This is a genomic window from Paraburkholderia nodosa, assembly GCF_001718195.1.
Taxonomy (GTDB): Bacteria; Pseudomonadota; Gammaproteobacteria; order Burkholderiales; family Burkholderiaceae; genus Paraburkholderia; species Paraburkholderia nodosa_A.
Window position 1 is genome coordinate 260,535 of sequence record NZ_MCNV01000004.1, and the last position, 24,489, is coordinate 285,023.

General features: G+C 64.1%; 26 protein-coding genes and 1 pseudogene. 11 read left to right on the top strand and 16 right to left on the bottom strand.

The genetic code is table 11. The features are described from left to right. Positions 1 to 5 precede the first annotated feature (5 nt). Together BFD71_RS10430 and BFD71_RS10435 are read right to left on the bottom strand one after the other, a co-directional pair. The gene (locus BFD71_RS10430) at positions 6 to 2,270 is read right to left on the bottom strand and encodes a xanthine dehydrogenase family protein molybdopterin-binding subunit (RefSeq protein ID WP_069263185.1); all 2,265 of its coding nucleotides are present in this window, start codon (positions 2,268 to 2,270) and stop codon (positions 6 to 8) included. Position 2,271: 1 nt separating this feature from the next. Next, positions 2,272 to 2,727 (bottom strand): (2Fe-2S)-binding protein, encoded by a 456-nt coding sequence (locus BFD71_RS10435; protein ID WP_069263188.1) that lies wholly within the window; start codon positions 2,725 to 2,727, stop codon positions 2,272 to 2,274. 282 nt (positions 2,728 to 3,009) lie between these two features. Between BFD71_RS10435 and BFD71_RS10440 the strand changes: the two genes are divergently transcribed. From BFD71_RS10440 to BFD71_RS10455, 4 genes are all read left to right on the top strand, one after another. After that, entirely contained in the window at positions 3,010 to 3,582 is a 573-nt protein-coding gene (locus tag BFD71_RS10440) for a TetR/AcrR family transcriptional regulator (RefSeq protein WP_069263191.1), read from the top strand. Between the two features lie 76 nt (positions 3,583 to 3,658). Further along, positions 3,659 to 4,540 (top strand): NAD(P)H-binding protein, encoded by an 882-nt coding sequence (locus BFD71_RS10445; protein ID WP_069263558.1) that lies wholly within the window; start codon positions 3,659 to 3,661, stop codon positions 4,538 to 4,540. A gap of 45 nt (positions 4,541 to 4,585) precedes the next feature. Beyond that, positions 4,586 to 5,302 (top strand): SDR family oxidoreductase, encoded by a 717-nt coding sequence (locus BFD71_RS10450; RefSeq protein ID WP_069263193.1) that lies wholly within the window; start codon positions 4,586 to 4,588, stop codon positions 5,300 to 5,302. A 375-nt stretch (positions 5,303 to 5,677) separates the two neighbouring features. Next, positions 5,678 to 6,514: a hypothetical protein gene (locus BFD71_RS10455; protein WP_069263561.1), complete on the top strand. Its 837-nt coding sequence runs from the start codon at positions 5,678 to 5,680 to the stop codon at positions 6,512 to 6,514. A 47-nt stretch (positions 6,515 to 6,561) separates the two neighbouring features. On the opposite strand, the gene BFD71_RS10460 is transcribed toward BFD71_RS10455, so the two are convergent. Then, positions 6,562 to 7,080, bottom strand: a complete 519-nt coding sequence (locus tag BFD71_RS10460; RefSeq protein ID WP_083245191.1) for an SET domain-containing protein — start codon at positions 7,078 to 7,080, stop codon at positions 6,562 to 6,564. A gap of 246 nt (positions 7,081 to 7,326) precedes the next feature. On the opposite strand from BFD71_RS10460, the gene BFD71_RS10470 reads away from it, so the two are divergent. Next, positions 7,327 to 7,782 carry a MarR family winged helix-turn-helix transcriptional regulator gene (locus BFD71_RS10470; protein WP_069263201.1) on the top strand — a complete coding sequence of 152 codons (456 nt, stop codon included), beginning with the start codon at positions 7,327 to 7,329 and terminating at the stop codon, positions 7,780 to 7,782. A gap of 255 nt (positions 7,783 to 8,037) precedes the next feature. Here BFD71_RS10470 and BFD71_RS10475 read toward each other — a convergent pair whose 3' ends face one another. From BFD71_RS10475 to BFD71_RS10505, 7 genes are all read right to left on the bottom strand, one after another. Next, complete coding sequence (locus BFD71_RS10475; protein WP_069263204.1) at positions 8,038 to 8,451, bottom strand: VOC family protein; 414 nt, start codon at positions 8,449 to 8,451, stop codon at positions 8,038 to 8,040. A 27-nt stretch (positions 8,452 to 8,478) separates the two neighbouring features. Then, positions 8,479 to 9,012, bottom strand: a complete 534-nt coding sequence (locus BFD71_RS10480; protein ID WP_069263207.1) for a helix-turn-helix transcriptional regulator — start codon at positions 9,010 to 9,012, stop codon at positions 8,479 to 8,481. Between the two features lie 98 nt (positions 9,013 to 9,110). Continuing rightward, the gene (locus BFD71_RS10485) at positions 9,111 to 9,476 is read right to left on the bottom strand and encodes a hypothetical protein (protein WP_069263210.1); all 366 of its coding nucleotides are present in this window, start codon (positions 9,474 to 9,476) and stop codon (positions 9,111 to 9,113) included. A gap of 266 nt (positions 9,477 to 9,742) precedes the next feature. Next, entirely contained in the window at positions 9,743 to 10,510 is a 768-nt protein-coding gene (locus BFD71_RS10490) for an ABC transporter ATP-binding protein (RefSeq protein ID WP_069263211.1), read from the bottom strand. 30 nt (positions 10,511 to 10,540) lie between these two features. Beyond that, positions 10,541 to 11,254 carry an ABC transporter permease gene (locus BFD71_RS10495; protein ID WP_069263212.1) on the bottom strand — a complete coding sequence of 238 codons (714 nt, stop codon included), beginning with the start codon at positions 11,252 to 11,254 and terminating at the stop codon, positions 10,541 to 10,543. Beyond that, entirely contained in the window at positions 11,251 to 11,940 is a 690-nt protein-coding gene (locus BFD71_RS10500; protein WP_069263215.1) for an ABC transporter permease, read from the bottom strand. The genes BFD71_RS10495 and BFD71_RS10500 overlap by 4 nt, the downstream gene beginning before the upstream one ends. 65 nt (positions 11,941 to 12,005) lie before the next feature. Continuing rightward, positions 12,006 to 12,764, bottom strand: a complete 759-nt coding sequence (locus tag BFD71_RS10505) for an ABC transporter substrate-binding protein (RefSeq protein ID WP_069263218.1) — start codon at positions 12,762 to 12,764, stop codon at positions 12,006 to 12,008. Positions 12,765 to 13,030: 266 nt separating this feature from the next. On the opposite strand from BFD71_RS10505, the gene hutH reads away from it, so the two are divergent. Both hutH and hutU read left to right on the top strand, forming a co-directional pair. Continuing rightward, positions 13,031 to 14,569: a histidine ammonia-lyase gene (hutH, locus tag BFD71_RS10510; protein ID WP_069263221.1), complete on the top strand. Its 1,539-nt coding sequence runs from the start codon at positions 13,031 to 13,033 to the stop codon at positions 14,567 to 14,569. Positions 14,570 to 14,626: 57 nt separating this feature from the next. Then, positions 14,627 to 16,315: a urocanate hydratase gene (gene hutU, locus BFD71_RS10515; RefSeq protein WP_069263223.1), complete on the top strand. Its 1,689-nt coding sequence runs from the start codon at positions 14,627 to 14,629 to the stop codon at positions 16,313 to 16,315. 53 nt (positions 16,316 to 16,368) lie between these two features. Here hutU and BFD71_RS10520 read toward each other — a convergent pair whose 3' ends face one another. Continuing rightward, positions 16,369 to 17,034, bottom strand: coding sequence for a helix-turn-helix domain-containing protein (locus BFD71_RS10520; protein ID WP_083245171.1), 666 nt, complete (start codon positions 17,032 to 17,034; stop codon positions 16,369 to 16,371). A 219-nt stretch (positions 17,035 to 17,253) separates the two neighbouring features. Here BFD71_RS10520 and BFD71_RS10525 point away from each other — a divergent pair. The 3 genes and pseudogenes from BFD71_RS10525 to BFD71_RS10535 form a co-directional block, all read left to right on the top strand. Continuing rightward, positions 17,254 to 17,505 (top strand): annotated as a pseudogene (locus BFD71_RS10525) (amidase); the annotation flags it as partial. Positions 17,506 to 17,507: 2 nt separating this feature from the next. Beyond that, positions 17,508 to 17,861, top strand: a complete 354-nt coding sequence (locus tag BFD71_RS10530; protein WP_069263227.1) for a RidA family protein — start codon at positions 17,508 to 17,510, stop codon at positions 17,859 to 17,861. A gap of 27 nt (positions 17,862 to 17,888) precedes the next feature. Then, positions 17,889 to 19,121 (top strand): NAD(P)/FAD-dependent oxidoreductase, encoded by a 1,233-nt coding sequence (locus BFD71_RS10535; protein ID WP_069263229.1) that lies wholly within the window; start codon positions 17,889 to 17,891, stop codon positions 19,119 to 19,121. A gap of 24 nt (positions 19,122 to 19,145) precedes the next feature. Here the strand turns inward: BFD71_RS10535 and BFD71_RS10540 are convergent, their stop codons facing one another. The 5 genes from BFD71_RS10540 to BFD71_RS41385 form a co-directional block, all read right to left on the bottom strand. Then, positions 19,146 to 19,937: a MipA/OmpV family protein gene (locus BFD71_RS10540; RefSeq protein ID WP_069263230.1), complete on the bottom strand. Its 792-nt coding sequence runs from the start codon at positions 19,935 to 19,937 to the stop codon at positions 19,146 to 19,148. Further along, positions 19,934 to 20,761: an alpha/beta hydrolase gene (locus BFD71_RS10545; RefSeq protein WP_256094613.1), complete on the bottom strand. Its 828-nt coding sequence runs from the start codon at positions 20,759 to 20,761 to the stop codon at positions 19,934 to 19,936. Before BFD71_RS10545 ends, BFD71_RS10540 begins: the two co-directional genes overlap by 4 nt. Positions 20,762 to 20,855: 94 nt before the next feature. Beyond that, a complete protein-coding gene (locus BFD71_RS10550) occupies positions 20,856 to 21,632 on the bottom strand; it encodes a DUF4118 domain-containing protein (RefSeq protein ID WP_069263232.1) in 777 nt (258 codons plus the stop codon). Between the two features lie 240 nt (positions 21,633 to 21,872). Beyond that, a complete protein-coding gene (locus BFD71_RS10555) occupies positions 21,873 to 23,207 on the bottom strand; it encodes an ABC transporter ATP-binding protein (protein WP_069263234.1) in 1,335 nt (444 codons plus the stop codon). A 170-nt stretch (positions 23,208 to 23,377) separates the two neighbouring features. Next, positions 23,378 to 23,518 carry a hypothetical protein gene (locus BFD71_RS41385; RefSeq protein ID WP_176732856.1) on the bottom strand — a complete coding sequence of 47 codons (141 nt, stop codon included), beginning with the start codon at positions 23,516 to 23,518 and terminating at the stop codon, positions 23,378 to 23,380. Between the two features lie 511 nt (positions 23,519 to 24,029). Here BFD71_RS41385 and BFD71_RS10560 point away from each other — a divergent pair. Continuing rightward, the gene (locus tag BFD71_RS10560; protein ID WP_069263236.1) at positions 24,030 to 24,398 is read left to right on the top strand and encodes a hypothetical protein; all 369 of its coding nucleotides are present in this window, start codon (positions 24,030 to 24,032) and stop codon (positions 24,396 to 24,398) included. Positions 24,399 to 24,489 lie beyond the last annotated feature (91 nt).

The window sequence follows — 24,489 nt, forward strand, 5'->3', positions numbered from 1 at the left end:
CTCCCTCAAGCCGAGTGCGCGGACGCGCCCGCGTTCACGAGCTGGCGGCCCACTGGCAAGTGGCGCAGACGCTTTCCGGTCGCCGCGTAGATCGCATTCGCCACGGCCGGTATGACCGCCGAGGTCCCGGGCTCGCCGATCCCGCCGGGCGCTTCGGCGCTCTTCACGAGATGCACTTCGATCACCGGCATCTGGTCGATGCGCATGATCCGGTAGTCGGTGAAATTGGTTTGCGTGACGCGTCCGCGCTCGATCGTGATCTCGCCCCACAGCGCCGCCGTGATACCGAACACGATGCCGCCCTGGATCTGCGCCTCGATGGTCTCCGGGTTCACGGCCATGCCGCAATCCACGGCGCAGACCACGCGGTTTACACGCACCTCACCGTCGTCCACCGTGACGTCCGCCACCATGCTGAGGAAACTGCCGAACGCGTGCATCACCGAAACGCCGCGTCCCTGGCCCTTCGGCATGGGTGGTCCCCAGTTCGCGGCGCGCGTGGCTACGTCGAGCACATTGAGTGCGCGTGGCGACTTGCCGAGCAGATTGCGGCGGTAGGTGACCGGATCGGTTTTCGCGGCCACGGCCAGTTCGTCGACGAAGCTCTCCACCACGAACGTGCCACGCGTGGGCCCCACGCCGCGCCAGAACGCGGTGGGCACCGCGTGCGGTTCCTGGCGCACGTATTCGATCAGCTGGTTCGGCAGGTCGTAGGGCAGGTCGGCGGCGACTTCGACGGCGTCGGGGTCGACGCCGTGCTGGAACGCGGGGGGCGCAAAGCGCGCCATGATCGAGGAGCCCGCGATGCGATGCTGCCAGGCCACGGGCTTGCCGTTCGCGTCGAGTCCGGCCGAGAGACGGTCGTAGTAATACGGCCGGTACATGTCGTGCTGGATATCTTCTTCGCGCGTATAGAAGACCTTGACCGGCACGCCGACCTGTTTGGCGATCTTGACGGCCTGGGTAATGAAATCGGTTTCGAGTCGCCGCCCGAAGCCGCCGCCAAGCAGGTGATTGTGCAGCGTGACCTGCTCGGGCTTCAGACCCGTGACGGCCACGGCCGCATCCACGGCGCGCGTGGGCACCTGGCTGCCCACCCAGATTTCGCAGCTATCGGGTTGTACGTGGACCGTGCAGTTGACCGGCTCCATCGTTGCGTGTGCAAGGAAGGGCTGCTGATAGACGGCGTCGATGCGCGTTTTTGCGGTGCCGAACCCCTGCTGCACGTCGCCGTCCTTGCGCGCGACGGCGCCTTCGCGTTGCGAGGCGCTCGCGAGATCGGCGACGATCTGCTGCATCGAAACCGTCGCGCCCGCGCCTTCGTTCCACTCGACGACGAGCGCAGCAGCGCCTCGTTTCGCGGCCCAGGTGTGCGCGCCGATCACGGCCACGGCGTTGTCGATCTTCACGACCTGCTTGACGCCGGGAACCTGCTTCGCGTGCGTGTCGTCGACCTTCGCGAGCGTGCCGCCGAACACAGGACAGTTCACGATGGCGGCGTAGACCATGTCGGGCAGGCGCACGTCGAGGCCGAAAAGCGCCGAGCCGTCCACCTTCTCCGGCGAGTCGAGGCGCTTTGTGGGCTTGCCGACCAGCGTGAAGTCTTTCGGCTCCTTGAGCGCGACCTTCTGCGGTACGGGCAGATGAGCGGCCGCATCGACGAGCTGGCCATAGGCGATGCGCCGCCCGCTCGCGTCGTGCAGCACCTCGCCCGCTTTGGCGTGGCAGGTGGCCGGATCGACTTGCCACTGCTGCGCCGCCGCCTGGATCAGAGCGGTGCGCGCGGCGGCGCCCGCTTCGCGCATGGGCTGCCAGGCAAAGCGAATCGACGTCGAGCCGCCCGTGAGCTGGCCGCCCAGCAGCGGATCGGTGAAGAGCTTCGCGTTGGGCGGCGCGTGATCGATCGTGACGCTATCGAGCGGCACTTCGAGTTCTTCCGCGATCAGCATCGGAATCGAGGTGTACACGCCTTGCCCCATCTCCACCTTCGGGACGATGAGCGTGACCTTGCCCGAGCGGTCGATCTGCACGAAGGCGTTCGGCTCGAACACGCCGTCTTGCGGGGCTTCGTTGCCGTCGCCGCCTACGACCGATCGACGCGTCTGGCTGTCGCCCTGCGCGCCGGCAGAAAAGCTGATGCCGAGCAGCAGGCCGCCGCCCGCCGCCGCGCCGAGCTTGAGAAACGTGCGTCGCGAGAGTGAGCCGCTTGCGGTGACATGAAGCTTGCGTTCCGGCGCGCCGTTTTGCGCATCGAGGAGACCTTGTGACATCTCAGGCCTCCTTCGCGGCTTGCTTGATGGCGGCGCGAATGCGCGCATAGGTGCCACAGCGGCAGATGTTGCCCGCCATGGCGGCGTCGATATCCGCGTCGCTCGGGTTCGGATTCGCGGCGATGAGCGCTGTCGCCGACATCACCTGCCCCGATTGACAGTAGCCGCACTGCACGACGTCGATCTCGCGCCAGGCCTTCTGCACCTTCTGTCCGACGGGGGTGGCGCCGATCGCCTCGATGGTGGTGATCTTGCGGCCCGCAACGGCCGCGACGGGCAGCACGCACGAGCGCGCGGCCTCACCGTCGAGATGCACCGTGCATGCGCCGCACTGCGCAATACCGCAGCCGAACTTCGTGCCGGTGAGGCCGACGATGTCGCGCAGGACCCAGAGCAGCGGCATGTCGGGCGGCGCGTCGACCGTATGAGTTTCTCCGTTGATTGTCAACGTCGTCATGGAGGGGGCTCTCCGAGAGTGGGGATTTGTCGTTCTTGATCGTGCAATCGAAGCGTCCGCGCGCTGGCTGTTTCGCCTCTGCTGCCTAATGAGCCAGCCAAAGCGATGGCCAGTGGGCGCGGCCTTTCGACAACCGCACGAGTGTAGCGCCGCCGTTAAATACGTGCAGAAATCGGTCCGTGTGGCTGCCCTGCGATGTTCGCGTCGCCAAAACGCGCCTTGACTTCCATTTAGATGATGACTACCATCTAAACAACATCGAAGCACGGAGCGCGGGTCATCATGAGGAAGTCGAAGGTAGAAACGGCGCAGACGCGGGAGCGCATCGTGGAAGTCGCCGCTGGGGCATTCAGGGCGAATGGCATCCATGCAACGGGACTCGCCGACGTAATGGCCGCCGCCGGACTTTCGCATGGCGGCTTTTACCGCCATTTCGAGTCGAAGGACCAACTGGTTGCCGAGGCGTGCGAAGTGGGGCTGGCCGGCATCGTCGAGAACCTCGTCGCCGCTGCGGATGGGGCCACGGGCGAGGACGCGTTCCGCGCTGTCGTGGACGCGTACATGTCCACCGGTCATCGCGACGCGCGAGCGAACGGTTGCCCGCTTGCCGGCATGGGCAGCGAGCTGGCGCGCGCGGACGACGCGACGCGCGCGGCGGCGTCGCGCGGGTTCGACGCGCTGGTGGACATGCTGGCGGCGCGCATGGCGACACCGGAGGAAGAGGCAGACCGCTCGCAGGCCGTTTTCGCACTCGCGGCCATGATCGGCGCGCTGACCATGGCGCGCATCATCCCCGATCCGGACGCTTCTGCGTCGCTGCTGGAAGACGTCAGGCAACACATCGAATCGATCTGAACGAAAGCTGTCGCCAGAGACTGGCGATTTTATTTGCTTACCTATGTGCATATGCACTTTCGGCGGAGAACTCATCATGCAACAGCGTAAATTTCTGATTACCGGCGCCACGGGCAAAACCGGCGTGCACGTGGTCAATAACCTGCTCGAAGCCGGACACGCGGTTCGCGCAATGGTCCGTGCGGAAGACGCGCGCAGTGCCTCGCTGCGCGCCGCCGGCGCCGAAGTCGTGGTGGGCGATCTGCTCGATCACGACGACCTGATTCGCGCCACCTCGGGCGTGACGGGCGCTTACCTGTGCTATCCCGTCAGTCCCGGGTTCATTCAGGGCACCGCGTATTTCGCGGACGCCGCGCGCCGCGCCGGTCTCGAAGTCGTCGTGGAAATGTCGCAGATCTCCGCGCGCGAGAACGCGAAGAGCCACGCCGCGCGCGATCACTGGATCGCCGAGCGCGTGCTCGACTGGTCAGGGGTGCCGACCATTCATGTTCGCCCGACCTTCTTTTCCGAATGGCTGATTTTCCCGTGGGTGCGCGACACCATCGTCAACGAAGGACAGATCACGCTGCCTTACGGAGCGGGACGCCATGCGCCGATCGCCGCCGTTGATCAGGCCCGCTTCATCGCCACGGTGCTCGCGCAGCCGTCGGGCCATATTGGCAAGCGCTACGAGCTTTGCGGGCCGGTCGAACTCGACCACCATGGCATTGCCGACGAGATCGGCAAGGTCATCGACCGGAAGATCGTTTATCGCCCGGGCACGCTCGACGAATATCGCGCACATTTGCAGAAGTACGACCTTCCCGAGTTTGCGATCCAGCATTTCATCGAAGTCGCCGTCGATTACCAGAACGGCGTGTTCAAGGGTACCGACAGCATCATCGAGCAAGTGACCGGAAAAGCGCCGCAGACGGTCGAGACGTTCATTCGCGCCCACCGCGAGCGCTTCCCGGCCTGATTTCAAACTATCACTGTCCATGACTCATTCTTTTGGAGATTCGAAATGAAGATCAGGAATTCCGTTGTGTTTGTAACCGGCGCAAGCCGTGGCCTCGGTCTGGCTTTTGCACGCGAGGCGTTGGTCCGCGGTGCCGCGAAAGTCTACGCCGGGGTGCGCAATCCGGAAGGCTTTAGCGAACCCGGCATCATTCCGGTCAAGATCGACGTGACGGATCCGGACTCCGTTACGGCGGCCGCCAAGATCGCCTCGGACGTGACCGTGCTCGTGAACAACGCGGGCATTGCGGAAATTCTCGCGTCCCCGCTTGCGGCAGAGGCGGAAGACCAGGCGCGGCGCATCTTCGAAACGAACTTTTATGGCGTCATTCGCACGACGCGCGCGTTCGAAGCCGTGCTGCCCAGCGATGGCAACGGTGGCGTAATTAACGTGCTCTCCGATATTTCGTGGCGAGCCGTGCCGTTCCTCGCGCCGTATTCCGCTTCGAAGGCGGCGGCCTGGAGCTATACCAACAACATCCGTCTGCACTTCAGGGAACGCAAGATCGGCGTGGTCGGCGTGCATGTCGGCTTCGTGGATACCGATCTCACGAAGGATTTCGACGTGCCGAAAGCGAGTCCCGTCGATGTCGTTCGCCAGGCCTACGATGCGCTCGAAACGGGAGAGAGCGAAGTGCTCGCGGATGCGGGCAGCCGTGAACTGAAGCAATCGCTTTCGGCTGCGGTGCCGGGATATATCGACCCCGCGGTGCTGCAGGCATAGCGTGCCGTAGCAGGCCGCAAAGTGCCGGTGCTGCCGCACGCGCATGAAGACCGCGCGGCTCCGGCCCTCTATGTCGGCTGGACGTGGAGCGAAGTGCCGAGTGCGACAGGTTTCGAATCATCGTTTCGATCCACGGATGATTCGAACTGCGAAGGTTTGAATTCTTGTATCGGCAGTTAAGGCGAGCAGTTCCTCCGTTGCTTTCTCTGTGTGAGATTGCCCACACAACCCGCATTTACGGTCTTGAGCGTCGTGCCAAAACAGCTGATTGTTGAAGAGAGGGCTCCCGCCACGCGAATGTCACGAACAGGCTTTGAAGAGCAGCCGGCTGCGCAGTCTCTCATCTCTTTGAAGCGCAAGCACGCGGAGCCGCACATGTTCAACAGCACCGTACTCGAAGTCGGCATTGGTTTAGTGTTCTGCTATTTCGCGGTGAGCCTTGCCGTCAGCACCGTGACCGAGCTTTTTGCGTCGCTCTTGCAGTTGCGCGCGAAATGTCTGCTATCTGGCATCAAGCAGATCCTGAACGACCCGCAGTTCAACGGCATGGCGCGCGACCTCTACAACCACGCGCTCGTGAGCCCGCGCGACTCTGGGGACGCGACGAATGCGAGCGACCTGAAGTACAAGCCCTCTTATATTCCGTCGAATGACTTTGCCCTCGCGATGATCGATATCCTTCGGCGCGCGCCCGGTGCGGACCAGGACATCGGTCAGTCGATTGCCACCATACAGAACCAGCAGTTGAGGGAGGTATTGCAGGCAATGTACCGCCACGCCAACCAGGATGTCGGCCAGTTTTCGGACGCGCTCGGCAAGTGGTTCGACAACGGCATGGACAGGCTCTCCGGCACCTACAAGCGCTGGTCGCAGTTCATTTCATTTGCCGTGGCGCTCGTCATCGTGATCGCACTGAACATCGATACGGTGTTTCTGTTCAGGATTCTATGGTTGCATCCCTCGCTCGCGGGTGCGTTGCACGCAAACGCGTCTTCCGGCGCGGTTTCCCTGATGAACCAGTTGCCGATCGGCTGGCAAAGGGATGGTGCCTATGCAGACGGCGTGGCCTGGATGATCGTCGGCTGGCTGCTCACGGCGAGTGCAACGTTGTTCGGCGCGCCGTTCTGGTTCGACCTGCTGCAAAACGTGACGAACCTGCGCGGAACCGGACCGTCCACCGACGCCGCCGCACGCAAAACGGCTTCGAATTGAGGGACAGCCGGCTCAATCGCCCCTCGGCAAAGTCAGTTCCGCATCGCCTAAAACAGGCTGACTACGCTGACGATGCTGCTCACGCCGGTGTCGGCGACAACACCGGCGCTGACACCAACGCCAACACTGGCGCCGGCGAGCATCGTCCCGCGGCACACCGGCGCGCCGCAGCGGCAGGTGTATTCGCGCACGTTGTCTTCGCAGGCGTCGTCGGGCAATTCGAGCGCGTAGTCGATGAACAGCTCTTCGCCTGGCAGGATGTCGCGGCACGCGTCGATGAACACGTGGCCGTTGATTTCGATGGTTTCGCAGTTCGCCTGGCACGCGTGATTGAGCCAGCGCGCCCAGTTGCCGCCCTGGCCGCCGTCGATTACGCGGCCATCGGAAAGGCCGAAGAGAAACGTATGCGCGCCGTCTTCACGCAGACGATAACGCCGGGCCGCGCTACGCCAGCTCATGATCTTGCCTTTGTATTCGAAGATGCGCTCGCCGGCCCGCAGGGGACGCAACGCATAGACGCCTTTTCCGTGCACCGGCGACTGCCGGACAGTCATTCGTTTGCTCATGGCCATCTTCGCGCGTTGAACGCGTGCAGTATAAGCGGCTACGATGAATGCGAGTGATGAAAATGGATATGGCCATCGACGCTGCGTATTGCGTCTTCGCACACTGCATGCACCGTATTGAAGCGGACGGCGCCCACTCTTCGCTCCTGACAAGTGTGCGCCCCACAGTTGACCTCGCGGGCAGGATCAGGGCAACATACCCGGGTTTCTTTCGCGGGTTTGCGGATCCAATTCTCGAGTGGGCATATGGCAAGCACGAATGAGCCAGGCGCAGACGCCTCGCTGACCTATCGGCTGAAGGCATTGACCAAGATCGCCGACCGCATGAGCAGTGAGATGTCGCGCGACAAGCTGGGTGTGCCGTATCCGGAGGCAAGCATCATCGCCGCGATCGGCACGTTCGGTCCGCAAACTGTGATGGATATCTCGCGGCGCGCCAACCTCGACAAGAGTCAGGCGAGCCGCACGGTGGAGGCCATGCTCTCGAAGGAGATCCTCGCGCGCACGGGCAACGACAAGGATGGGCGCAGCGTCATCATTTCGCTCACCGCCGAAGGCCGCAAGATCTTCAAGAAGATCGGCCCGACCCTGGACAAGCGCGACAGCGACCTTTACCACGGGCTGAACGAGGCCGAGCGCGTTGCGCTGCGCTTCCTGCTCGACAAGATCCTCGCGTCACACGGCTGGGACGCCACGCCCTGACCGCCTCCTGATCCGTGCATGATTTTCCGGTACGCGATCAGTCATTGAATTGTCATCAAATTGCCGCCACGAAGTGCAGTGCCGCCTGGTGGTGCGCCAGGCGTTAACGCTCAGTGGCACCCAAGCATAAAAGTATGGCAATGAAGCGAAAAGCGCTTCAATGGATTCATGAGCATTGGCGAAACGTATCTGGACCGGGTGGGCGATCGCGCGCGCGTGCGAGTCATCGCCTTCGAAGCCGCGCATGCCTGGCCGCTATGACTGCTTCGGCGCCTGGATCATCTTCCAGCCGTTGCCGGCGGGATCGCGGAAACCCGCGTCGACGCTGCCGTAGCGGTCGACCGGCTCCTGGGTGAATTCCACGCCCAGGCCCTTCAGGCGCTCGTAACTCGCGCGGCAGTCGGCCACGGCGAGTACGAGGGGCGGCATGGCGCCCTTTGCGACCATGGCGCGCAGCGTTTGCGCGGTGGCCTCGTCGTGAACGGGCGGCCCGGGCAGGAAAAGCCCGAGCTGGAAGGACGACTGCTCCGGGTGCTGGACCGTGAGCCAGCGGTACGCGCCATTGCGCACGTCGGTATGCACACTGAATCCGAGTTTGTCGACGTAGAACTTGAGTGCCGCGTCCTGGTCGTCGACGTATAGGCCCACCACATTGATACCCTGATTCATAACACCTCCCTGGTTAGTGACCGCACTTCAGGGCCGCACTTTAGCGTTGCCCGCACGCCGCCGCTTCTCCAAAACTGCTGTCGTGAGGTCGGGGCGCTGTGCGGCTTTCAGCACGCAGGCAGGCACGCGGTCGATCCCGGGCAGGCTGGCCCGCGCCTGAACGCGCACGGCGCTGGGGCTCGAGCCGGTCACGTCGCGGAACGTGCGGCCAAAGGTGCCCAAACTCTCCCAGCCGGTGGCGAAGGCGATATCCGTGATGTCGAGATCGGTGTCGCGCAGCAGGGTGGTGGCCTGCTCGATGCGCCGCGTGAGAAGGTAGCGATGCGGCGGGAGGCCGAAGGCGCGCTTGAAGGAACGCGCGAAATGCGCTTCGGATACGCCGCTGACCTCGGCCAGGCGCTTGACGGGCCAGGCCTCGAGAGAGGCGGCGTCCATGCGGTCCTTCGCGCGCAATAGACGGCGCAGGAGTGCCGGGTCGAGCAGGGGCTCGGCGTCGGGCGGTTCAGGATGCGCATGGGTGAGCGTGGGCGCATCGGCGTGCAGAGCTGCGCTAGCTGGCATGCACTCGTCTGGAGTGGGCGGCATGCCGGTAGTTTAGGCCCAACGGCGATCGATGGCCGACGATTGGCTTTCGATTGGTTGGGCCTGCCAGGCGTCGCTCACTGCGAGTCGACGAACTGGATGATCTCGCCGTTGTCGCGCTTGAGATACAGGTCGGCGCCTTTCATGCGCACTTCGTTGCACGAATACGGCATCTTGCTGCCTTTGCTGCAGATCTTGCCGTCCTCGGCTTTCCAGTCGCCGTGATCGGCAAAGCCCTTGCTCGACTTGAAGTCGTAGTCGCCGTTGTTGCCGTACTGCACATGCCACGTGCTGCCGTCGGCGATCTTGATGTCGAACGCCTTGCCCGAGAGGCGTTGCTGGATGTCGGCCGCGCTGGGGCTCGCGGAACCGTCCGGGAATGCCGCCGAGTCCGCAAAAGCCGTAGCGGGAACGATGAGCAGGAGGGCAAGCAGCTTTTTCATGGGGGGTCTCCTGAAAAGCCGGATTACTGCCTTGCTTCGACACGATGGAGCGGCGCGCTCGTCCGGCGGATAGCCCGACGCGAGGCGTGGAGGCGGGCGTTGGACGTCGCTCCCGTTGACGTTTTCACTATAGCGCCGGGCGCTTGCGCCAATGTGGTCTGGCGCACACAAGGCGTGTAACCGGGGCTGCACGTCGATGCCCGCGCATCGTTGCGCATGCCCCCGAGGTGCGTTGGCGGGCCGTGAAACGACTGCCCGCCACGACCTTACTTCAACCGTCCCGCGAGGAACTGCTGGAGCCGCTCGCTGCGCGGCGCATTGAGCACTTCCTTGGGGTCGCCTTGCTCTTCGATCTTACCCTTGTGCAGAAACACGACGTGATTCGACACGTTGCGCGCGAAGCCCATTTCGTGCGTGACGACGATCATGGTGCGGCCTTCCTCCGCGAGCTTCTGCATGACCTTGAGCACTTCGCCCACGAGTTCGGGGTCGAGCGCGGAGGTGGGCTCGTCGAACAGCATCACTTCGGGCTCCATCGCCAGCGCGCGGGCGATCGCCACGCGTTGCTGCTGGCCGCCGGAAAGGTGCGAGGGGTACTTGTGCTCGACACCCGCGGCCAGCCCCACCTTGTCGAGGTACTTGCGCGCGCGGGCCTCGGCCTCGCTGCGGGAGAGGCCAAGCACGCTGACCGGCGCCTCGATGATGTTCTCGAGCACAGTCATGTGCGCCCAGAGATTGAAGTGCTGAAAGACCATCGAAAGGCGCGTACGCATTTTTTGAAGCTGCTTCGGATCGCTCACGCGCAGCGCGCCGCCACGGTCGGCGCTCGTGCGGATCTCCTCGCCGTTGAGCGTGATGCGTCCCGAGCAGGGCGATTCGAGAAAGTTAATGCAACGCAGGAACGTGCTCTTTCCCGAACCGCTCGATCCGATCAGGCTGATCACGTCGCCAGCCTTTGCCTTGAGCGATACGCCCTTCAAAACCTCGTTCTCGCCGAACTTCTTGTGCAGGTCGTCGACTATCAGCTTGTACATACTCGGTTCACTCCATCGGGACTGAAATTCTTAATGGCCTTGCGGCTTCAAATAGGCCAGCACACGTGTTTCGAGGCGGCGGAAACCCCAGATCAGGGCGAAGACGATGGACGCATAGAGCGCCGCCGCGATGCCGTACGCCTGGAACGTCATATAGGTGGCGGAATTCGCATCGCGCGCCACTTTCAGGATGTCGGGCACGGTCGCGGTGAACGCCAGCGTCGTCGCGTGCAGCATGAGGATCACCTCGTTGCTGTACGAAGGCAGCGCGCGTCGAAATGCCGAAGGCAGGATGATGCGCGTGTAGATCTTGGTCTTCGACATGCCGTACGCCTGGGCCGCTTCGATCTCGCCATACGCGGTCTCGCGAATCGCGCCCGCGAAAATCTCGGTGGCGTAAGCGCACTCGTTCAAGGCAAAGGCCAGCAGCGTGCAATTCATGGCACTGCGAAAGAAGTCGCCAAGAACCGGATTCGCCTGCACGAAGTGCAGGCTGTAGAGGCCGGTGTAGAAGAGCAGTAGCTGCACATAGAGCGGTGTGCCGCGGAACACGTACGTATAGACCCAGACCGGCCGCGAAAGCCACCGGTTGCGCGACGCGCGTGCAATGGCGAGCGGCACGGCAAGCAGGAAGCCCGCCACGATCGAGACGACCAGCAGCCAGAGCGTGATGGCGAGGCCGCTCGTGTTGAAGCCGTCGCTGTACAGATAGTTGGGCCAGTATTGACGAAGCAGTTCGATCACAGCGCTGCCCTCCGCACACCGGTCGAATAGCGCTTTTCGAGGCGGTGCAATGCCAGGTTGGAAACCGTCGTGATGGCGAGATAAATCGCGCCGGTCACGAGCGTGAAGAAGAAGAACGCCTGGGTGGCCTTGCCCGCGTCCTGAGCGGCCTTCACCACATCGGCGAGACCGATGATCGAGACGAGCGCCGTGGCCTTCACGAGCACCTGCCAGTTGTTGCCGATACCCGGCAGCGCGAAACGCATCATCTGCGGGAACAGGATGCGCGTGAACACGCGCGTGGAACTCATGCCGTAGGCGAAACCGGCTTCGATCTGCCCGCGCGGCACGGCGAGAAACGCGCCGCGGAAGGTCTCCGTGAAATACGCGCCGTAAATGAAGCCGAGCGTGATGACGCCAGCCACGAACGGGTCGATGTCGATCTGGTCCATGCCCATCATGTCGGTTACGTCGTTGAGCCAGATCTGGATGCTGTAGAACAGCAGCAGCATGAGCACGAGATCGGGCACCGCGCGAATCAGCGTGGTATATGCCGTGCCGATGCGCGCAAGCATGCGGTTGGGCGAGAGCTTCGCGGCAGCGCCCGCAAGCCCGAGCAGAAACGCGGCGCCGAGCGAGAGCACCGCGAGCTTGATGGTTTCCCACGTGCCCGCAAGGAGCAGCGGGCCGAAGCCTTGAAAGACCATGGAAGGATGTCCTTGTTCAGGGCAGCAGCGCTCCCCCTGGTTGTTGCAGATGAAGACGGCGGCGCTTAACCGCCGTACACGTCGAAGTCGAAATACTTCGACTCGATCTTCTTGTACGTGCCGTCCTTGATCATGTCGGCGATCGTCTTGTCGATCTTCGCCTTGAGGTCGGCATCTTCCTTGCGCAGGCCAATCGCGGCGGCGCCTGTGGGGATTTCCGTGCCCGCGAACGCAAAGCCCGCGCCGCGCGGCGTCTTCAGGAAGCCGAGATTGGCCTGCACTTCGTCTTGCAGCGCGGCGTCGAGGCGCCCCGACTGCAGATCCAGATAGACCTGGTCCTGGTTCTGGTAGGGAATCACGTTGACGCCCTTGGGCGCCCAGTTCTGCTTCGCGTAGGTCTCCTGAATCGAGCCCTGCTCGACACCCACCGTCTTGCCTTGCAGCGAAGCGATGGTCGGCTGCAGCGGCGAGCCCTGCTTCGCGACGAGGCGCGTCGGCGTGTTGAAGAGCTTGGCCGAGAAGGCGATCTGCTGCTCGCGCTGGGGGGTGATCGTGAGCGCGGAGAGCGCGCCGTCGAACTTCCTGGCCTTGAGGCCTGGGATCATGCCGTCGAAATCCTCCTCGACCCACACGCACCTGGCGTTCAGGCGCCGGCAGATTTCGTTGCCGAGGTCGATGTCGAAACCGACCAGCTTGCCATCGGTCGCCTTCGACTCGAACGGCGCGTAGCTCGCGTCGGTGCCGAAGCGGATCGTGGACCAGTCTTTCGCATACGCGCCACCGGCGGCAAGGGCGAGGGCGACACAGAAGGCAAGTTTCTTCATGAAGTCTCCGATAGGAATGGTTGGCGTGTGCCCGGTCATGGACTGGAGGTCCGGCCCGGCAAGTTGTCTATACAATTATCGATGTGGCGAAGAGACCGGCAATCGGTGTTATCACCTGGGGATTTCACTGTGCTGCAATCGAAAGACGGCGTAATTCAGGCGTCAGAAAGCCGGAATTCGGGTATACGTGGAGCGGATTGAACTTGTATAGACAAGCTCGTTTCGGTAATCTGATTCCACCTTGTCCAGACAACTTTGACACCGCAATGAACCTCAAACTCACTCCCGGCAATCTGACCCTGTCCCAACTGCGCCAGATCGCGCGTGCCGATGAAAACGGCGGCGTGAAGCTCGAACTCGATCCGGCCAGCTTCGCGGCCATCGACGCAGGCGCGCGTGCCGTTGCCGAGATCACGGCGAAGGGCGAGCCCGCCTACGGCATCAATACGGGCTTCGGGCGTCTGGCGAGTACGCATATTCCGCGTGAGCAGCTCGAACTCCTGCAGCGCAACCTGGTGCTCTCGCACGCCGTGGGCGTGGGCGAGCCGATGTCGCGTCCGGTCGTGCGCCTCTTGATGGCGCTGAAGCTGTCGAGCCTGGGCCGCGGCCATTCGGGCATTCGCCGCGAAGTGATGGACACGCTCATCACGCTGTTCAATGCCGACGTGCTGCCCGTGATCCCGGTGAAGGGTTCCGTGGGCGCTTCAGGCGACCTCGCGCCGCTCGCACATATGTCCTGCGTGCTGCTGGGTGTCGGCGACGTGTTCGCGAAGGGCGAGCGCATGAGCGCGGTCGAGGGCCTGCGTCTCGTCGGCCTCAAGCCGCTCGCGCTGCAGGCCAAGGAAGGTCTCGCGCTGCTCAACGGCACGCAGGCTTCGGCCGCGCTCGCGATCTACAACATGTTCGCGATCGAGGACCTGTACCGCACGGCGCTCGTCTCGGGCGCGCTCTGCGTGGACGCGGCGGCAGGTTCGGTGAAGCCGTTCGACGCGCGCATTCACGAACTGCGCGGCCATCGCGGCCAGATCGAGGCGGCCGCGGCTTATCGCACGCTGCTCGAAGGCTCGGCGATCAACCTCTCGCACCGCGACTGCGGCAAGGTCCAGGACCCGTACTCGCTGCGCTGCCAGCCGCAGGTGATGGGCGCATGTCTCGACCAGATGCGTCACGCGGCGCAAGTGCTGCTCATCGAAGCGAACGCGGTGTCGGACAATCCGCTGATCTTCCCGGAAACGAACGAAGTGCTCTCGGGCGGCAACTTCCACGCGGAACCGGTGGCCTTCGCCGCCGACAATCTCGCGCTGGCCGCCGCCGAAATCGGCGCGCTGGCCGAGCGCCGCATCGCGCTGCTCATCGACGCCACGCTCTCGGGCCTGCCGCCTTTCCTCGTGAAGGACGGCGGGGTGAATTCGGGCTTCATGATCGCGCACGTCACGGCGGCCGCACTGGCGTCGGAAAACAAGACGCTCGCGCATCCCGCTTCGGTCGATTCGCTGCCGACCTCGGCAAACCAGGAAGACCACGTGTCGATGGCGACGTTCGCCGCGCGCAAGCTCGCCGACATCGCCGACAACACGGCCAACATCCTCGCGATCGAACTGCTCGCCGCGGCCCAGGGCGTGGACCTGCGCGCGCCGCATCACACGAGCCCGGCGCTCGCGCACGTGATGCAGTCGGTGCGCGCCGAGGTGCCGCATTACGACCTCGACCGCTATTTCGCGCCGGATATCGAAGCGATGACGAAGCTCGTGCAGAACGGTGCGATCGCCAGGCACAGCCCGCTGGCATTCGAGTCCGAGCAATAAGCGCTAGAAGCCAAATAAAAAGCAGTCATCCTGAATAACATCCGAGACGAAGACGTTATGAACCAACCGAACTTCACCGACCCGCGCCTCGACCCGACCCGCACGATCCGCGCGCCGCGCGGCAGCGAGAAGGTCTGCAAGACCTGGCTGGCGGAAGCCGCCTACCGGATGCTCCAGAATAATCTGGACCCCGAAGTCGCCGAGCATCCGCATGCGCTCGTGGTGTACGGCGGCATCGGCCGCGCTGCGCGCAACTGGGAGTGTTTCGACCAGATCCTCGCGTCGCTCAAGGACCTGAACGAGGACGAGACGCTGCTGATCCAGTCAGGCAAGCCCGTGGGCGTGTTCCGCACCCATGCCGACGCCCCGCGCGTGCTGCTCGCGAACTCGAACCTCGTGCCGCACTGGGCCACGTGGGAGCATTTCCATGAACTGGACCGCAAGGGCCTGATGATGTACGGCCAGATGACCGCGGGCAGCTGGATCTATATCGGCTCGCAGGGCATCGTGCAGGGCACCTACGAGACGTTCTATTCGGTCGCGAACCAGCACTTCAACGGCGACCCGAAGGGCCGCTGGATTCTCACGGGCGGCCTCGGCGGCATGGGCGGCGCGCAGCCGCTCGCGGCGACGATGGCGGGCTTCTCGATGATCGCGGTGGAATGCGACGAGACGCGCATCGACTTCCGCCTGAAGACGCGCTACGTGGACCGCAAGGCCAAGACCATCGACGAGGCGCTGGCCATCATCGAGGAAGCGAAGCGCACGGGCAAGCCGGTTTCGGTGGGCCTGCTCGGCAATGCCGCCGATGTCTTCGCCGAGTTCGTGAAGCGCGGCATCACGCCCGACTGCGTGACCGACCAGACGAGCGCGCACGACCCGATCAACGGTTACCTGCCGCAGGGCTGGACCGTGGAGCAGTGGCGTGAAGCGCAGAAGGTCGCGCCGGAAAGCATCGTGAAGGTCGCGAAGGAATCGATGGCCCACCAGGTGCGCGCGATGCTTACGCTGCAGGAGCGCGGCGCGGCCACGCTCGACTACGGCAACAACATCCGCCAGATGGCACTCGAAATGGGCGTGGACAACGCGTTCGATTTCCCGGGCTTCGTGCCGGCATATATCCGTCCGCTGTTCTGCGAGGGCAAGGGCCCCTTCCGCTGGGTGGCGCTTTCGGGCGATCCTGAGGACATCTACAAGACGGACGCCAAGGTCAAGGAGCTGATCCCCGACGATCCGCACCTGCACAACTGGCTCGACATGGCGCGCGAGCGCATCGCGTTCCAGGGCCTGCCGGCGCGTATCTGCTGGGTGGGCGTGAAGGATCGCTATCGTCTCGGCCAGGCGTTCAACGAAATGGTCAAGAACGGCGAGCTGAAGGCGCCGGTCGTCATCGGCCGCGACCACCTCGACACCGGCTCGGTGGCGAGCCCGAACCGCGAAACGGAATCGATGAAGGACGGCTCGGACGCGGTGAGCGACTGGCCGCTGCTCAATGCGCTGCTGAACACGGCGGGCGGTGCGTCGTGGGTCTCGCTGCACCACGGCGGCGGCGTCGGCATGGGCTTTTCGCAGCACTCGGGGGTGGTGATCGTGGCGGACGGCACGCAGGCGGCGCACGAGCGTCTGGGCCGCGTGCTGCTCAACGATCCGGCCACGGGCGTGATGCGTCACGCAGATGCCGGCTACGAACTCGCGCAGCAGACCGCGCGCGAGGCGGGTCTCAAGCTGCCGATGCTCGGCCGCTGAGCAATGTGACGCCGCCGTTCAAACGCGGCGGCGTCACACTTGCGAGTGCTCGCTCAGAGCGTTTCGGGCAGCCGGTGTGAGTCGTTGTCGACGCAACAGACTAGCACTTCGGCATCCCCGGCACCCGTGCTGAGATACACGTGCCCCACGGCGCTGTCGAAGTAGAGGCTGTCGCCGGGCGACAGCCTGAAGACGGTGCCGTTTTCAAAATGCAGTTCCAGCTCACCGCGCAGCAGGAACAGAAACTCCTCGCCGCTGTGACGGATGTAATCGGGAAACGCGTCCATCGTGCGGGCGTGGATGCGTCCGCGCATCGGCACCATGCGCTTGCCGGTGAGGTCGTTGGCGATCATGCCGTACTCGTAGTTCGGCGTGTCGTAGATCATCTGCTTGCCCGCGCGCGTGAGCGACGGCTTCATCGGGCCGGCCGCCTTGCGCTTCCTGCGCCCGAAAATCGTGTCGAAGTCCACGTTCAGCGCGTGCGCGAGCGCCGCGAACTTGTCATAGGTGAGCGCAATGTCGCCGCGCTCGGCCTTCGAAATCGTCGAGACGGCGATACCCGACAACTCCGATAGCTGCATCAACGTCAAGTCGCGCGCCTTGCGCGCCTCGCGCAGACGCGTGCCGACGGCCGCGTGGTCGATTTCTGTTGCCGCCTGTCCGGTTGCTTTCCCGGTTGCGTGCTCAGTTGCGTGATTTCGTGCTGCGCTCTTTGCCATGGAAGGGACGGTTCCCGGTTACGGGTTTTGTCGTATACGAGAAATAATTTTTTCTCGTATATGATAACTCGCAACTCGACTCCCCTTTGAAGGAGCAGCGTCGTGGCCTCAATCGCACTGGGAAAAACGGGTCTTTCGAAGGGCCAGGTCATTGCTGCGACAACGCTGGGCACGGCGCTCGAGTACTACGACTTCACGGTCTACAACTTTTTCGCGATCCTGCCGTGCGGCGTCGATCATGCGGGCATGCCGTTCGGACTCCAGATCGTGGGCCCGTTCCGCGGCGACATGAAGGCGCTCGCGGTCTCGCAGGCGCTGGAGACGGCGTTTTCAGCGTATCCTCATCTGCGTCGCCCGCGTCCCGATCTCGCGCGCCTGACGCGAGCCAATCCGGCACTGACGTCCATTGTCACGGCGCCTCCCGTTTACAACCCGGCCGGTAGCGACGCTGCCGGTCTTTCGGCGGTATGAACATGAGCAACGACATCCAAAGACTGCAAACCAACGCACGCATGAGCCAGGTGGTGATCGCCAATGGCGTGGTGTATCTCTCGGGCCAGGTGCCCGATACCGCAGGCGCGCCGATCGACGTTCAGGCAACCGAAATCCTCACGCGTATCGACAAGCTGCTCGCATCGGCGGGCGTGGACAAAACGCGCGTGCTGACCGCGAACGTGTGGCTGAGCGACCCGAAGCATTTCGACGCATTCAATGCCGTATGGGACGCCTGGGTTGCGCAAGGGCACGCGCCCACGCGCGCCTGCGTGCAGGCCTTGCTGATGCGACCGGGCCTCGATGTCGAAGTGGCCGTCACCGCACTCGCCTGAGTGCCTTCGAGCCAGGAACTTTACGTGATGAATTTCGATTCGGTCGTGCTTGGCGGCGGTATCGTCGGCGTCTCGGTGGCATTGCAATTGCAGCGGCGCGGCCTCTCGGTCGCGCTCGTGGACCGCAGGGCGCCGGGCAATGAAACATCGCACGGCAACGCGGGATTGATCCAGCGCGAGGGCGTCTACCCCTATGCATTTCCGCGCGAGCTTTCCACGCTGCTGCGCTACGCGCGCAACCGCTCGACGGACGTGCGCTATCACCCGGGGGCGATGCCGAAGTTGCTGCCGTTTCTCTATCGCTACTGGCACCATTCGCGCGCCGACCGGCACGCCGAGATCGCGCGCGCGTATGCCACGCTCATCGAGCATTGCGTGATCGAGCATCGCGCGCTGATCGAAGCGGCGGGCGCACAGGCGCTGTTGCGCACCAACGGCTGGATGAAGGTGTTTCGCAGCGCGGCGGCCATGGACGCCACGGTGGCCGAAGCACAGCGCTGGCAGCGCGAGTACGGCGTGGGCCACGAGGCGCTGGATAACGCTGCGCTGCGCGCCGCCGAGCCCGCGCTCAGCCACACGCTGGTGGGCGGCGTGCGCTACACCGATTCCGATTCGGTTAGCGATCCGAATGGAGTGGTGACGGCCTACGCGAAGCTATTCGAACAGCTAGGCGGCCGCGTGATGATTGGCGACGCCGCGACGCTCGAACCGTCGTGGCGTGTGATGACACATGATGGCCCCGTGCTGGCGAAGTCGGCGGTCATCGCCATGGGGCCGTGGTCGGGCGATCTCACGGCGCGGCTGGGCTACGCGTTGCCGCTCGCCGTGAAACGCGGCTATCACATGCATTACGCGCTCACGAACGGCGCGAAGCTGAACCAGCCGGTGCTCGACGCCGAAGCGGGTTTCCTGATCACGCCCATGGTGCGCGGCACGCGCCTCACGACCGGCGTCGAACTCGGCTTTCGCGATTCGCCCAGGACGCCGGTTCAACTCGAAGCCGTGGAGCCGCTCGCGCGCGATATCTTCCCGCTCGGCGCGCGGCTCGATGCCGAGCCGTGGCTGGGCCGCCGCCCCTGCACGCCCGACATGATGCCGATCATCGGGCCCGCGCCGAAGCACGACGACCTCTGGTTCGCGTTCGGCCACGCGCACCACGGCCTCACGCTCGGCCCGGTCACGGGGCGCCTGATCGCGGAAATGATGACGGGCGCGCCGACGGTGGTGGACCCACGGCCCTTCCGCGCCGAGCGGTTCTGACGCGGCGCGCACCGGCGCACGTGTTTAGAACCGGTAGTTGAGCCCCGCGAACGCCGTGATCTCGCGGCGGCTCTCGGTGATCGGGCTGTCGGCGGCGTAATGTTGAAGGCGTCCGAACGTCGCGTTCACCGAACCGACCCAGTGCTTCGAGAAGTCGTGCGTCATGTAGAACGTCATGTGCAGATCGCGAATGCCCGCGCCCGGCGAATAGGCCGGCAAGCCGGATGCCGCACTCTCATCCGGCGTCACACCGAACAGCGTGCGCGTGTAGACGCCGTTGGCCCACGTGAGCCCCGGTCCCACGGAGAACAGCCAACCCGTTAGCGGCAGCGACACATAGAGGTCCGCCGTTGCCGTCGTACCTTGCCCGTGGCCGCTGATGTCCTGGTACATCGCAACCGCGCCCGTGAACGCCCACGCCGTGTAATCGGCGAAGAGGCGCAGCTTGGGGCCGTCATCGACATTGCTCAAGCCGTGCAGATGCGGGTCGTCCGACACGGTGCGCGACTGGAAGTCGAAGCTCAGCGAAGCGCCCACATGGTAGTTCTCCGCGGAAATCACGTTCACGCCCAGCACGTCCGGCCCCTGCGAGAAGAAGCGGTCGCGGTACGAGATATCGAGCGATGGGAACGGATAGAACTTCATGTGGCGCGCGCCCGGATACTCGGGCGCGAAATAGGCGCCCGGACCGATCGAGATTTTCCACGGCGAGTCGGTTGTTGCGGTACTGGACGTATCGGTATCGGCCCACGCGTGCGAGGCCAGGGTCAGCGCGGCGACGCACGCCAGCCCTTTCGTTGCTACGGATTGCTTCACGTGTTTTTCCTTCCCACTGCCGCCAGTTGGCGCAGACGCCGGGCGAGCGCCTTGGAGACGACCGGCGCGTCTTTCGCGCCGCGCGCGACTTCGCTCTCGCGCAGGAACAGGGCCGTTTCGCGCGCAACGATCTCGCGTTCGTTGTCCGAGGTGATCATGTGATACGAATCGTCGAGCCACAGCGTGCGCAGGAAGTTCGAGCCGATGCGATCGATCACGTGGCGCGGATTGCGCGGGCTCGACGTTTCGTCGTCGATCGCGTGGATCACGAGCGTGTCGTTCTCGATCGCGGGGACATCCTTGCGCGCCGCGCGCGCGAGGCGCAGCGCCTGATGCAGTGCGGGCAGCGCGATCGTCGAGGGGCCGACCTCGCTGAAGTCGCTGCGCTGCATGGCGCGCGCGATTTTCTTGCGCAGCGCTTCGTTACGCACGCCGAACGGTTCGGCCTCGCGATAGCGGTAGCGGTGGCGCAGCGGCGTGAAGTATGCCCAGTCGAGCAGGAAGCGATACCACGGGATTGCCCAGCCGTCGTAGGCGAGCGTGAGCGAGAGCAGGACCAGCGACTGGGCTGCGGGGCGCTTGCGAATCAGACGCAGCGCAAGCGCGCCGCCGATCGACAGCCCGCAGATCGAGACGCGCTCGTAGCGCGCCGCCAGGGCGTCGAACTCGCGCGCGGCGTTTTCGACCCATTGTTCCATCGGCAGCTGGTCGGTGCCGGCGCTATAACCGTCGATGACGGGGGCGCATACCGTGAACCCTTCGCCCTGCAGATAGCGCGCAAGGTAGCGCAGCTCGATCGGCGAGCTGGAGAGTCCATGAAGCATGAGCACGGCGTGGCCGTCGCCTTCGCAGAAAAAGCGCGTGGATTGCACGGCTGGCGCTTCGGCAGCGGCCAGCTCCAAGTCGAGCGTCGCCATGTCAGCTCTCCGTGCGCAGCACGAGAAAATCGCCTGCGTGAGTGGTGAAGCGTTCGCAGTTGCAATTGACGTGCCGGTACTCGCGCCTGGGCTGCTCGTTGCGCAGACGCACGCGATGATGGCCCGGCGACAGTGCGTGCGTGAGGCGCTGCACGTCGTCGGGATGCAGCGCGTCGAAGAGCGGACCGGGCGCGACTTCGGCGGCGGCCGGTAGCGCTTGCGACATGCTCTGTCCCACGCTCGCGCGCTGGGCGGCATTGCGCTCGAGCCCCTTGATGAGGATGAAGCCTTCATGATGCTGCGCGAGATGCCGCAGCAGGCGATGCGTTTCGTCGACGGCGCGGCGCGCCAGCGCGCGCTCGTTGTCGTGGCGCAGCAGCATTTCGTAGCGGGACTGCGCGACGGAGGTGATCAACTGCGCGCGAAACTGCTCGCGCCGCAGACGCTCGATCAGCGTAATCACGATGATCGTGACGAGCGGATAGGACACCATCAGGATCACATCGCGGGTGTCGAGGAATGTAATGTAATTGTAGGGAGGCACGAACATATAGTCCGCAATGGCGAGACCCAGCACCATCACGGTCAGCGCAGGCGCGAGGCCGAGGAAGTATTCGACCAGCGAAGCGGCAATACAGAACGTCGTGCCCGGCATCATCGGGCCGAGCAGGGGATGGAGTGCGAAGCGGATGGCGCTCGCGAGCACGAGCGCGCCAGCGGCAATGCACCACCGGCGCGGGCCTCTTGGCGCCCAGAGGCGGGCGTTACGGACTTTCATGGTTTCCCGGGTCGCCCGCCGCGTGACGGGCCGTCGCGCGCGTATTGCGCATGGGCAATCGCTGACGCCTTAGTTGTGAGCAGTGCAAGGAATTCGACAGGAACGGCAAAACGGAGCAGCGGTGACCGGCCTGTCACCGTCAGCCCTCTGACGATTTTTGCGTGTCCCGGATATTACCACTGTTTACAATCATCGGATCAGCCGTGCGAGGCCGCCGGGAAACCGTGGGAGCTTTAGATGTCAGGCTTCCACGTCGGCCAGGCTGAAGATTCCGGTCTTGTCGTTATACGAAAAGATTTCGGCGTAGCGGCCCCAGGCAATCACGGTGTCGAGCGTTTCCTCTGCGGCGTCGTCGGCAAGCAGATCCTCCAGTTCCTGCTCGAAGCGCACGCGCGGGGCGCGATGTCCAGGGCGCTCGTTGAGCACCGTGTTGATCCGCGCGGCCAGCGGCACGTTGCGCAGCAAATGTTCGGCGAACATCAGCTTGCGCTCCTGCGTACTGAATTCGTTGAAGGTCTTGCCCGCGTGCGTGAGAACCACGTCGCCTTCGCTGACCTCCGCAAAGCCGAGATACTGCAGCATTTCCGCGACCGGGAAGAGCTCGTCGACCTCCAGTTGCAGCGCTCGCGCGATTTCCGGCATGTCTGCGCGGCCGTTGTAAGGCGCGGCGGCCAATGTTTCGATCAGGCCCGCCATCAGGTTCACCGACATGCCCGGCAGCCAGCTGCCCGGTTCGAGTTCGGGTTTCGCCGGGCCGCCCGGCTGGCGCGCGGTCATTTTCGCGTAGATCTCGTCGACGAGCGCGCGGAACGCCGGGTCGAGGCGATTGCGCGGGTGCTTGAACGCCACCGGAATTTCGGCCACCACGCGGCCGGGGTTCGACGACAACACGAGAATGCGGTCGCACATGAATACCGCTTCCTCGATGTTGTGTGTGACGATCAGCACCGACTTGATCGGCAGGCGGCCTTGCGTCCACAGGTCGAGCAGGTCGGTGCGCAGCGTTTCGGCAGTGAGCACGTCGAGCGCGGAGAAGGGCTCGTCCATCAGCATCAGTGTGGGATCGACCACGAGCGCGCGTGCAAAGCCCACACGCTGGCGCATGCCGCCCGACAGCTCGCGCGGATAAGCGTTTTCGAAGCCGTCCAGACCGATCAGGTCGATCGCCGCGAGCGCGCGCTTGCGCCGCTCGTGCGGGCCGACGCCGATCGCCTCCAGTCCGGCCTCGACGTTTTCCAGCACCGTGAGCCACGGGAACAGCGCGAAGGTCTGGAACACCATCGCGACGCCTTCGGCCGGACCGCGCAGCGGTTTGCCGAGGTAGTTCACGTCGCCGCTGGTAGGCGGAATCAGGCCCGCGATGATGCGCAGCAGCGTGGACTTGCCGGAGCCCGAGCGGCCCAGCAAGCCGACGATCTCGCCTTCACGCAGCGTGACGTCCACGTCGTCGAGCACCAATTGCTCGCTCGGGTTCTTGCCGAAGCCGCGGCACACATGCTGGACGCACATCACGTCCTGGCCGATGCGGGGCCGCGTCTGCGGCATGTCGGGAGCGATCGTTTTGAGGTTTTGCATGAGATTGATACTCAATCAAGGCGAAGACAGGACTCGGCATACGCGTACAACAGCCGATTCATGGCGAAACGAAAAGCGCGCGAAAGGGAATATTCAACTCACGGCCACGATCAGGGAGCGCTTCGCTCTTTTAACGATGGCGAAACTTCGTGACCGGAGTTTGGCAGAACTTAGGAAAGCCGGGACTTGATGCGGCGCCACAGATTCTTCCAGGGGTGACGGCGGACGGGTTCGAGCGACAGCAGCGCTTCGTAGTGCGCGCGCGCCTCGTTGACGTGAGGCAGATGCGACAAAAGCAGACCGAAAATCATGATGTTTCTCCGGACGTCTGGCGTGTATGGGCGAGTGCGAAGCCCGCAGACGCGGGCGCAAGCGCTCGCGAGGTCGCGCCAATGCCAAGCAGAGCAGAGATTCGATTCTGAAGGTTGAAGCAACGCGATTGAAAGAAATGGGAGTCTGCGGGGCTGTTGCTGGCCGGCCTCGTGTTTATGCTTTTTTTACTTGCTTTTTGGCCTGCGTGCCCAATACAATCCGCCCCGTCATAGCAAAGGAGTCCTCCGTGGACGCATGTTCTAGTAGTGGAAGTCCGATGCCGGCCAGCGCCGGCAGCACCACCGCGAGATAGTCGCCGCAGGTTCACTCCTTCGCCGCTAACTCGCTTACGCCGGGTTAGCGCGCTTCGTTACTGACTGGTCTCAGTCGCCTTCGCGACCAGTCTGCCAGCAGCACGCTCCCTCTTGTCGATTGCCATTTGCAAGCTTGCTTGCAGGAATGGCTGCGCTTTCGCATTTTGTCCGCTTTTGAAGCGGTCAACGCGGGGGGATGATGTTCGTCTTTCTCTTTCCTGTTTTTCAGCTGCGCGCGTTGCGGGCTGTCTGCCGTCGCGCACGGGCGCTGATGGCCGCAGCGGCGCTCGCCTGCCTGCACGGCTTCGCTTTCGCGGCTGCGGTTCGCGCCACGCCCGCCGGCGTGCGCCGCCGTTCGCTGCACCTCGCACGCCGCGTCGCGCATGTGGCGGCGCGCGGCGCGCTGCGCACCGTTCACGCGGGGCATCCGCTCACGCCCACGGGTTACGTGCTTCTCGGCGCGACCGTAGCCGCAGCCGCACTGGTTTCGCTGCTGTGCGCGTCCGCTTGCGCCTGCACCTCCGAGCCGGAGCGTCCTTTATGGCGGCATTCGGGCTTCGCGTAGAAAACCTGCGCGCCGGACACAGTTTCATCAAGCTTCGCAGGCACGCTCTGCGTTGAATAGCGGCCTCGTCCGCAACTTACTACAGCCCCAC

Coding starts and splice junctions, on each gene's coding strand:
- BFD71_RS10430 (WP_069263185.1), bottom strand. CDS start 2,270: ATGTCACAAGGTCTCCTCGATGCGCAAAACGGCGCGCCGGAACGCAAG.
- BFD71_RS10435 (WP_069263188.1), bottom strand. CDS start 2,727: ATGACGACGTTGACAATCAACGGAGAAACTCATACGGTCGACGCGCCG.
- BFD71_RS10440 (WP_069263191.1), top strand. CDS start 3,010: ATGAGGAAGTCGAAGGTAGAAACGGCGCAGACGCGGGAGCGCATCGTG.
- BFD71_RS10445 (WP_069263558.1), top strand. CDS start 3,659: ATGCAACAGCGTAAATTTCTGATTACCGGCGCCACGGGCAAAACCGGC.
- BFD71_RS10450 (WP_069263193.1), top strand. CDS start 4,586: ATGAAGATCAGGAATTCCGTTGTGTTTGTAACCGGCGCAAGCCGTGGC.
- BFD71_RS10455 (WP_069263561.1), top strand. CDS start 5,678: ATGTTCAACAGCACCGTACTCGAAGTCGGCATTGGTTTAGTGTTCTGC.
- BFD71_RS10460 (WP_083245191.1), bottom strand. CDS start 7,080: ATGAGCAAACGAATGACTGTCCGGCAGTCGCCGGTGCACGGAAAAGGC.
- BFD71_RS10470 (WP_069263201.1), top strand. CDS start 7,327: ATGGCAAGCACGAATGAGCCAGGCGCAGACGCCTCGCTGACCTATCGG.
- BFD71_RS10475 (WP_069263204.1), bottom strand. CDS start 8,451: ATGAATCAGGGTATCAATGTGGTGGGCCTATACGTCGACGACCAGGAC.
- BFD71_RS10480 (WP_069263207.1), bottom strand. CDS start 9,012: ATGCCAGCTAGCGCAGCTCTGCACGCCGATGCGCCCACGCTCACCCAT.
- BFD71_RS10485 (WP_069263210.1), bottom strand. CDS start 9,476: ATGAAAAAGCTGCTTGCCCTCCTGCTCATCGTTCCCGCTACGGCTTTT.
- BFD71_RS10490 (WP_069263211.1), bottom strand. CDS start 10,510: ATGTACAAGCTGATAGTCGACGACCTGCACAAGAAGTTCGGCGAGAAC.
- BFD71_RS10500 (WP_069263215.1), bottom strand. CDS start 11,940: ATGGTCTTTCAAGGCTTCGGCCCGCTGCTCCTTGCGGGCACGTGGGAA.
- BFD71_RS10505 (WP_069263218.1), bottom strand. CDS start 12,764: ATGAAGAAACTTGCCTTCTGTGTCGCCCTCGCCCTTGCCGCCGGTGGC.
- hutH (WP_069263221.1), top strand. CDS start 13,031: ATGAACCTCAAACTCACTCCCGGCAATCTGACCCTGTCCCAACTGCGC.
- hutU (WP_069263223.1), top strand. CDS start 14,627: ATGAACCAACCGAACTTCACCGACCCGCGCCTCGACCCGACCCGCACG.
- BFD71_RS10520 (WP_083245171.1), bottom strand. CDS start 17,034: ATGGCAAAGAGCGCAGCACGAAATCACGCAACTGAGCACGCAACCGGG.
- BFD71_RS10530 (WP_069263227.1), top strand. CDS start 17,508: ATGAGCAACGACATCCAAAGACTGCAAACCAACGCACGCATGAGCCAG.
- BFD71_RS10535 (WP_069263229.1), top strand. CDS start 17,889: ATGAATTTCGATTCGGTCGTGCTTGGCGGCGGTATCGTCGGCGTCTCG.
- BFD71_RS10545 (WP_256094613.1), bottom strand. CDS start 20,761: ATGCTTCATGGACTCTCCAGCTCGCCGATCGAGCTGCGCTACCTTGCG.
- BFD71_RS10550 (WP_069263232.1), bottom strand. CDS start 21,632: ATGAAAGTCCGTAACGCCCGCCTCTGGGCGCCAAGAGGCCCGCGCCGG.
- BFD71_RS10555 (WP_069263234.1), bottom strand. CDS start 23,207: ATGCAAAACCTCAAAACGATCGCTCCCGACATGCCGCAGACGCGGCCC.
- BFD71_RS41385 (WP_176732856.1), bottom strand. CDS start 23,518: ATGATTTTCGGTCTGCTTTTGTCGCATCTGCCTCACGTCAACGAGGCG.
- BFD71_RS10560 (WP_069263236.1), top strand. CDS start 24,030: ATGATGTTCGTCTTTCTCTTTCCTGTTTTTCAGCTGCGCGCGTTGCGG.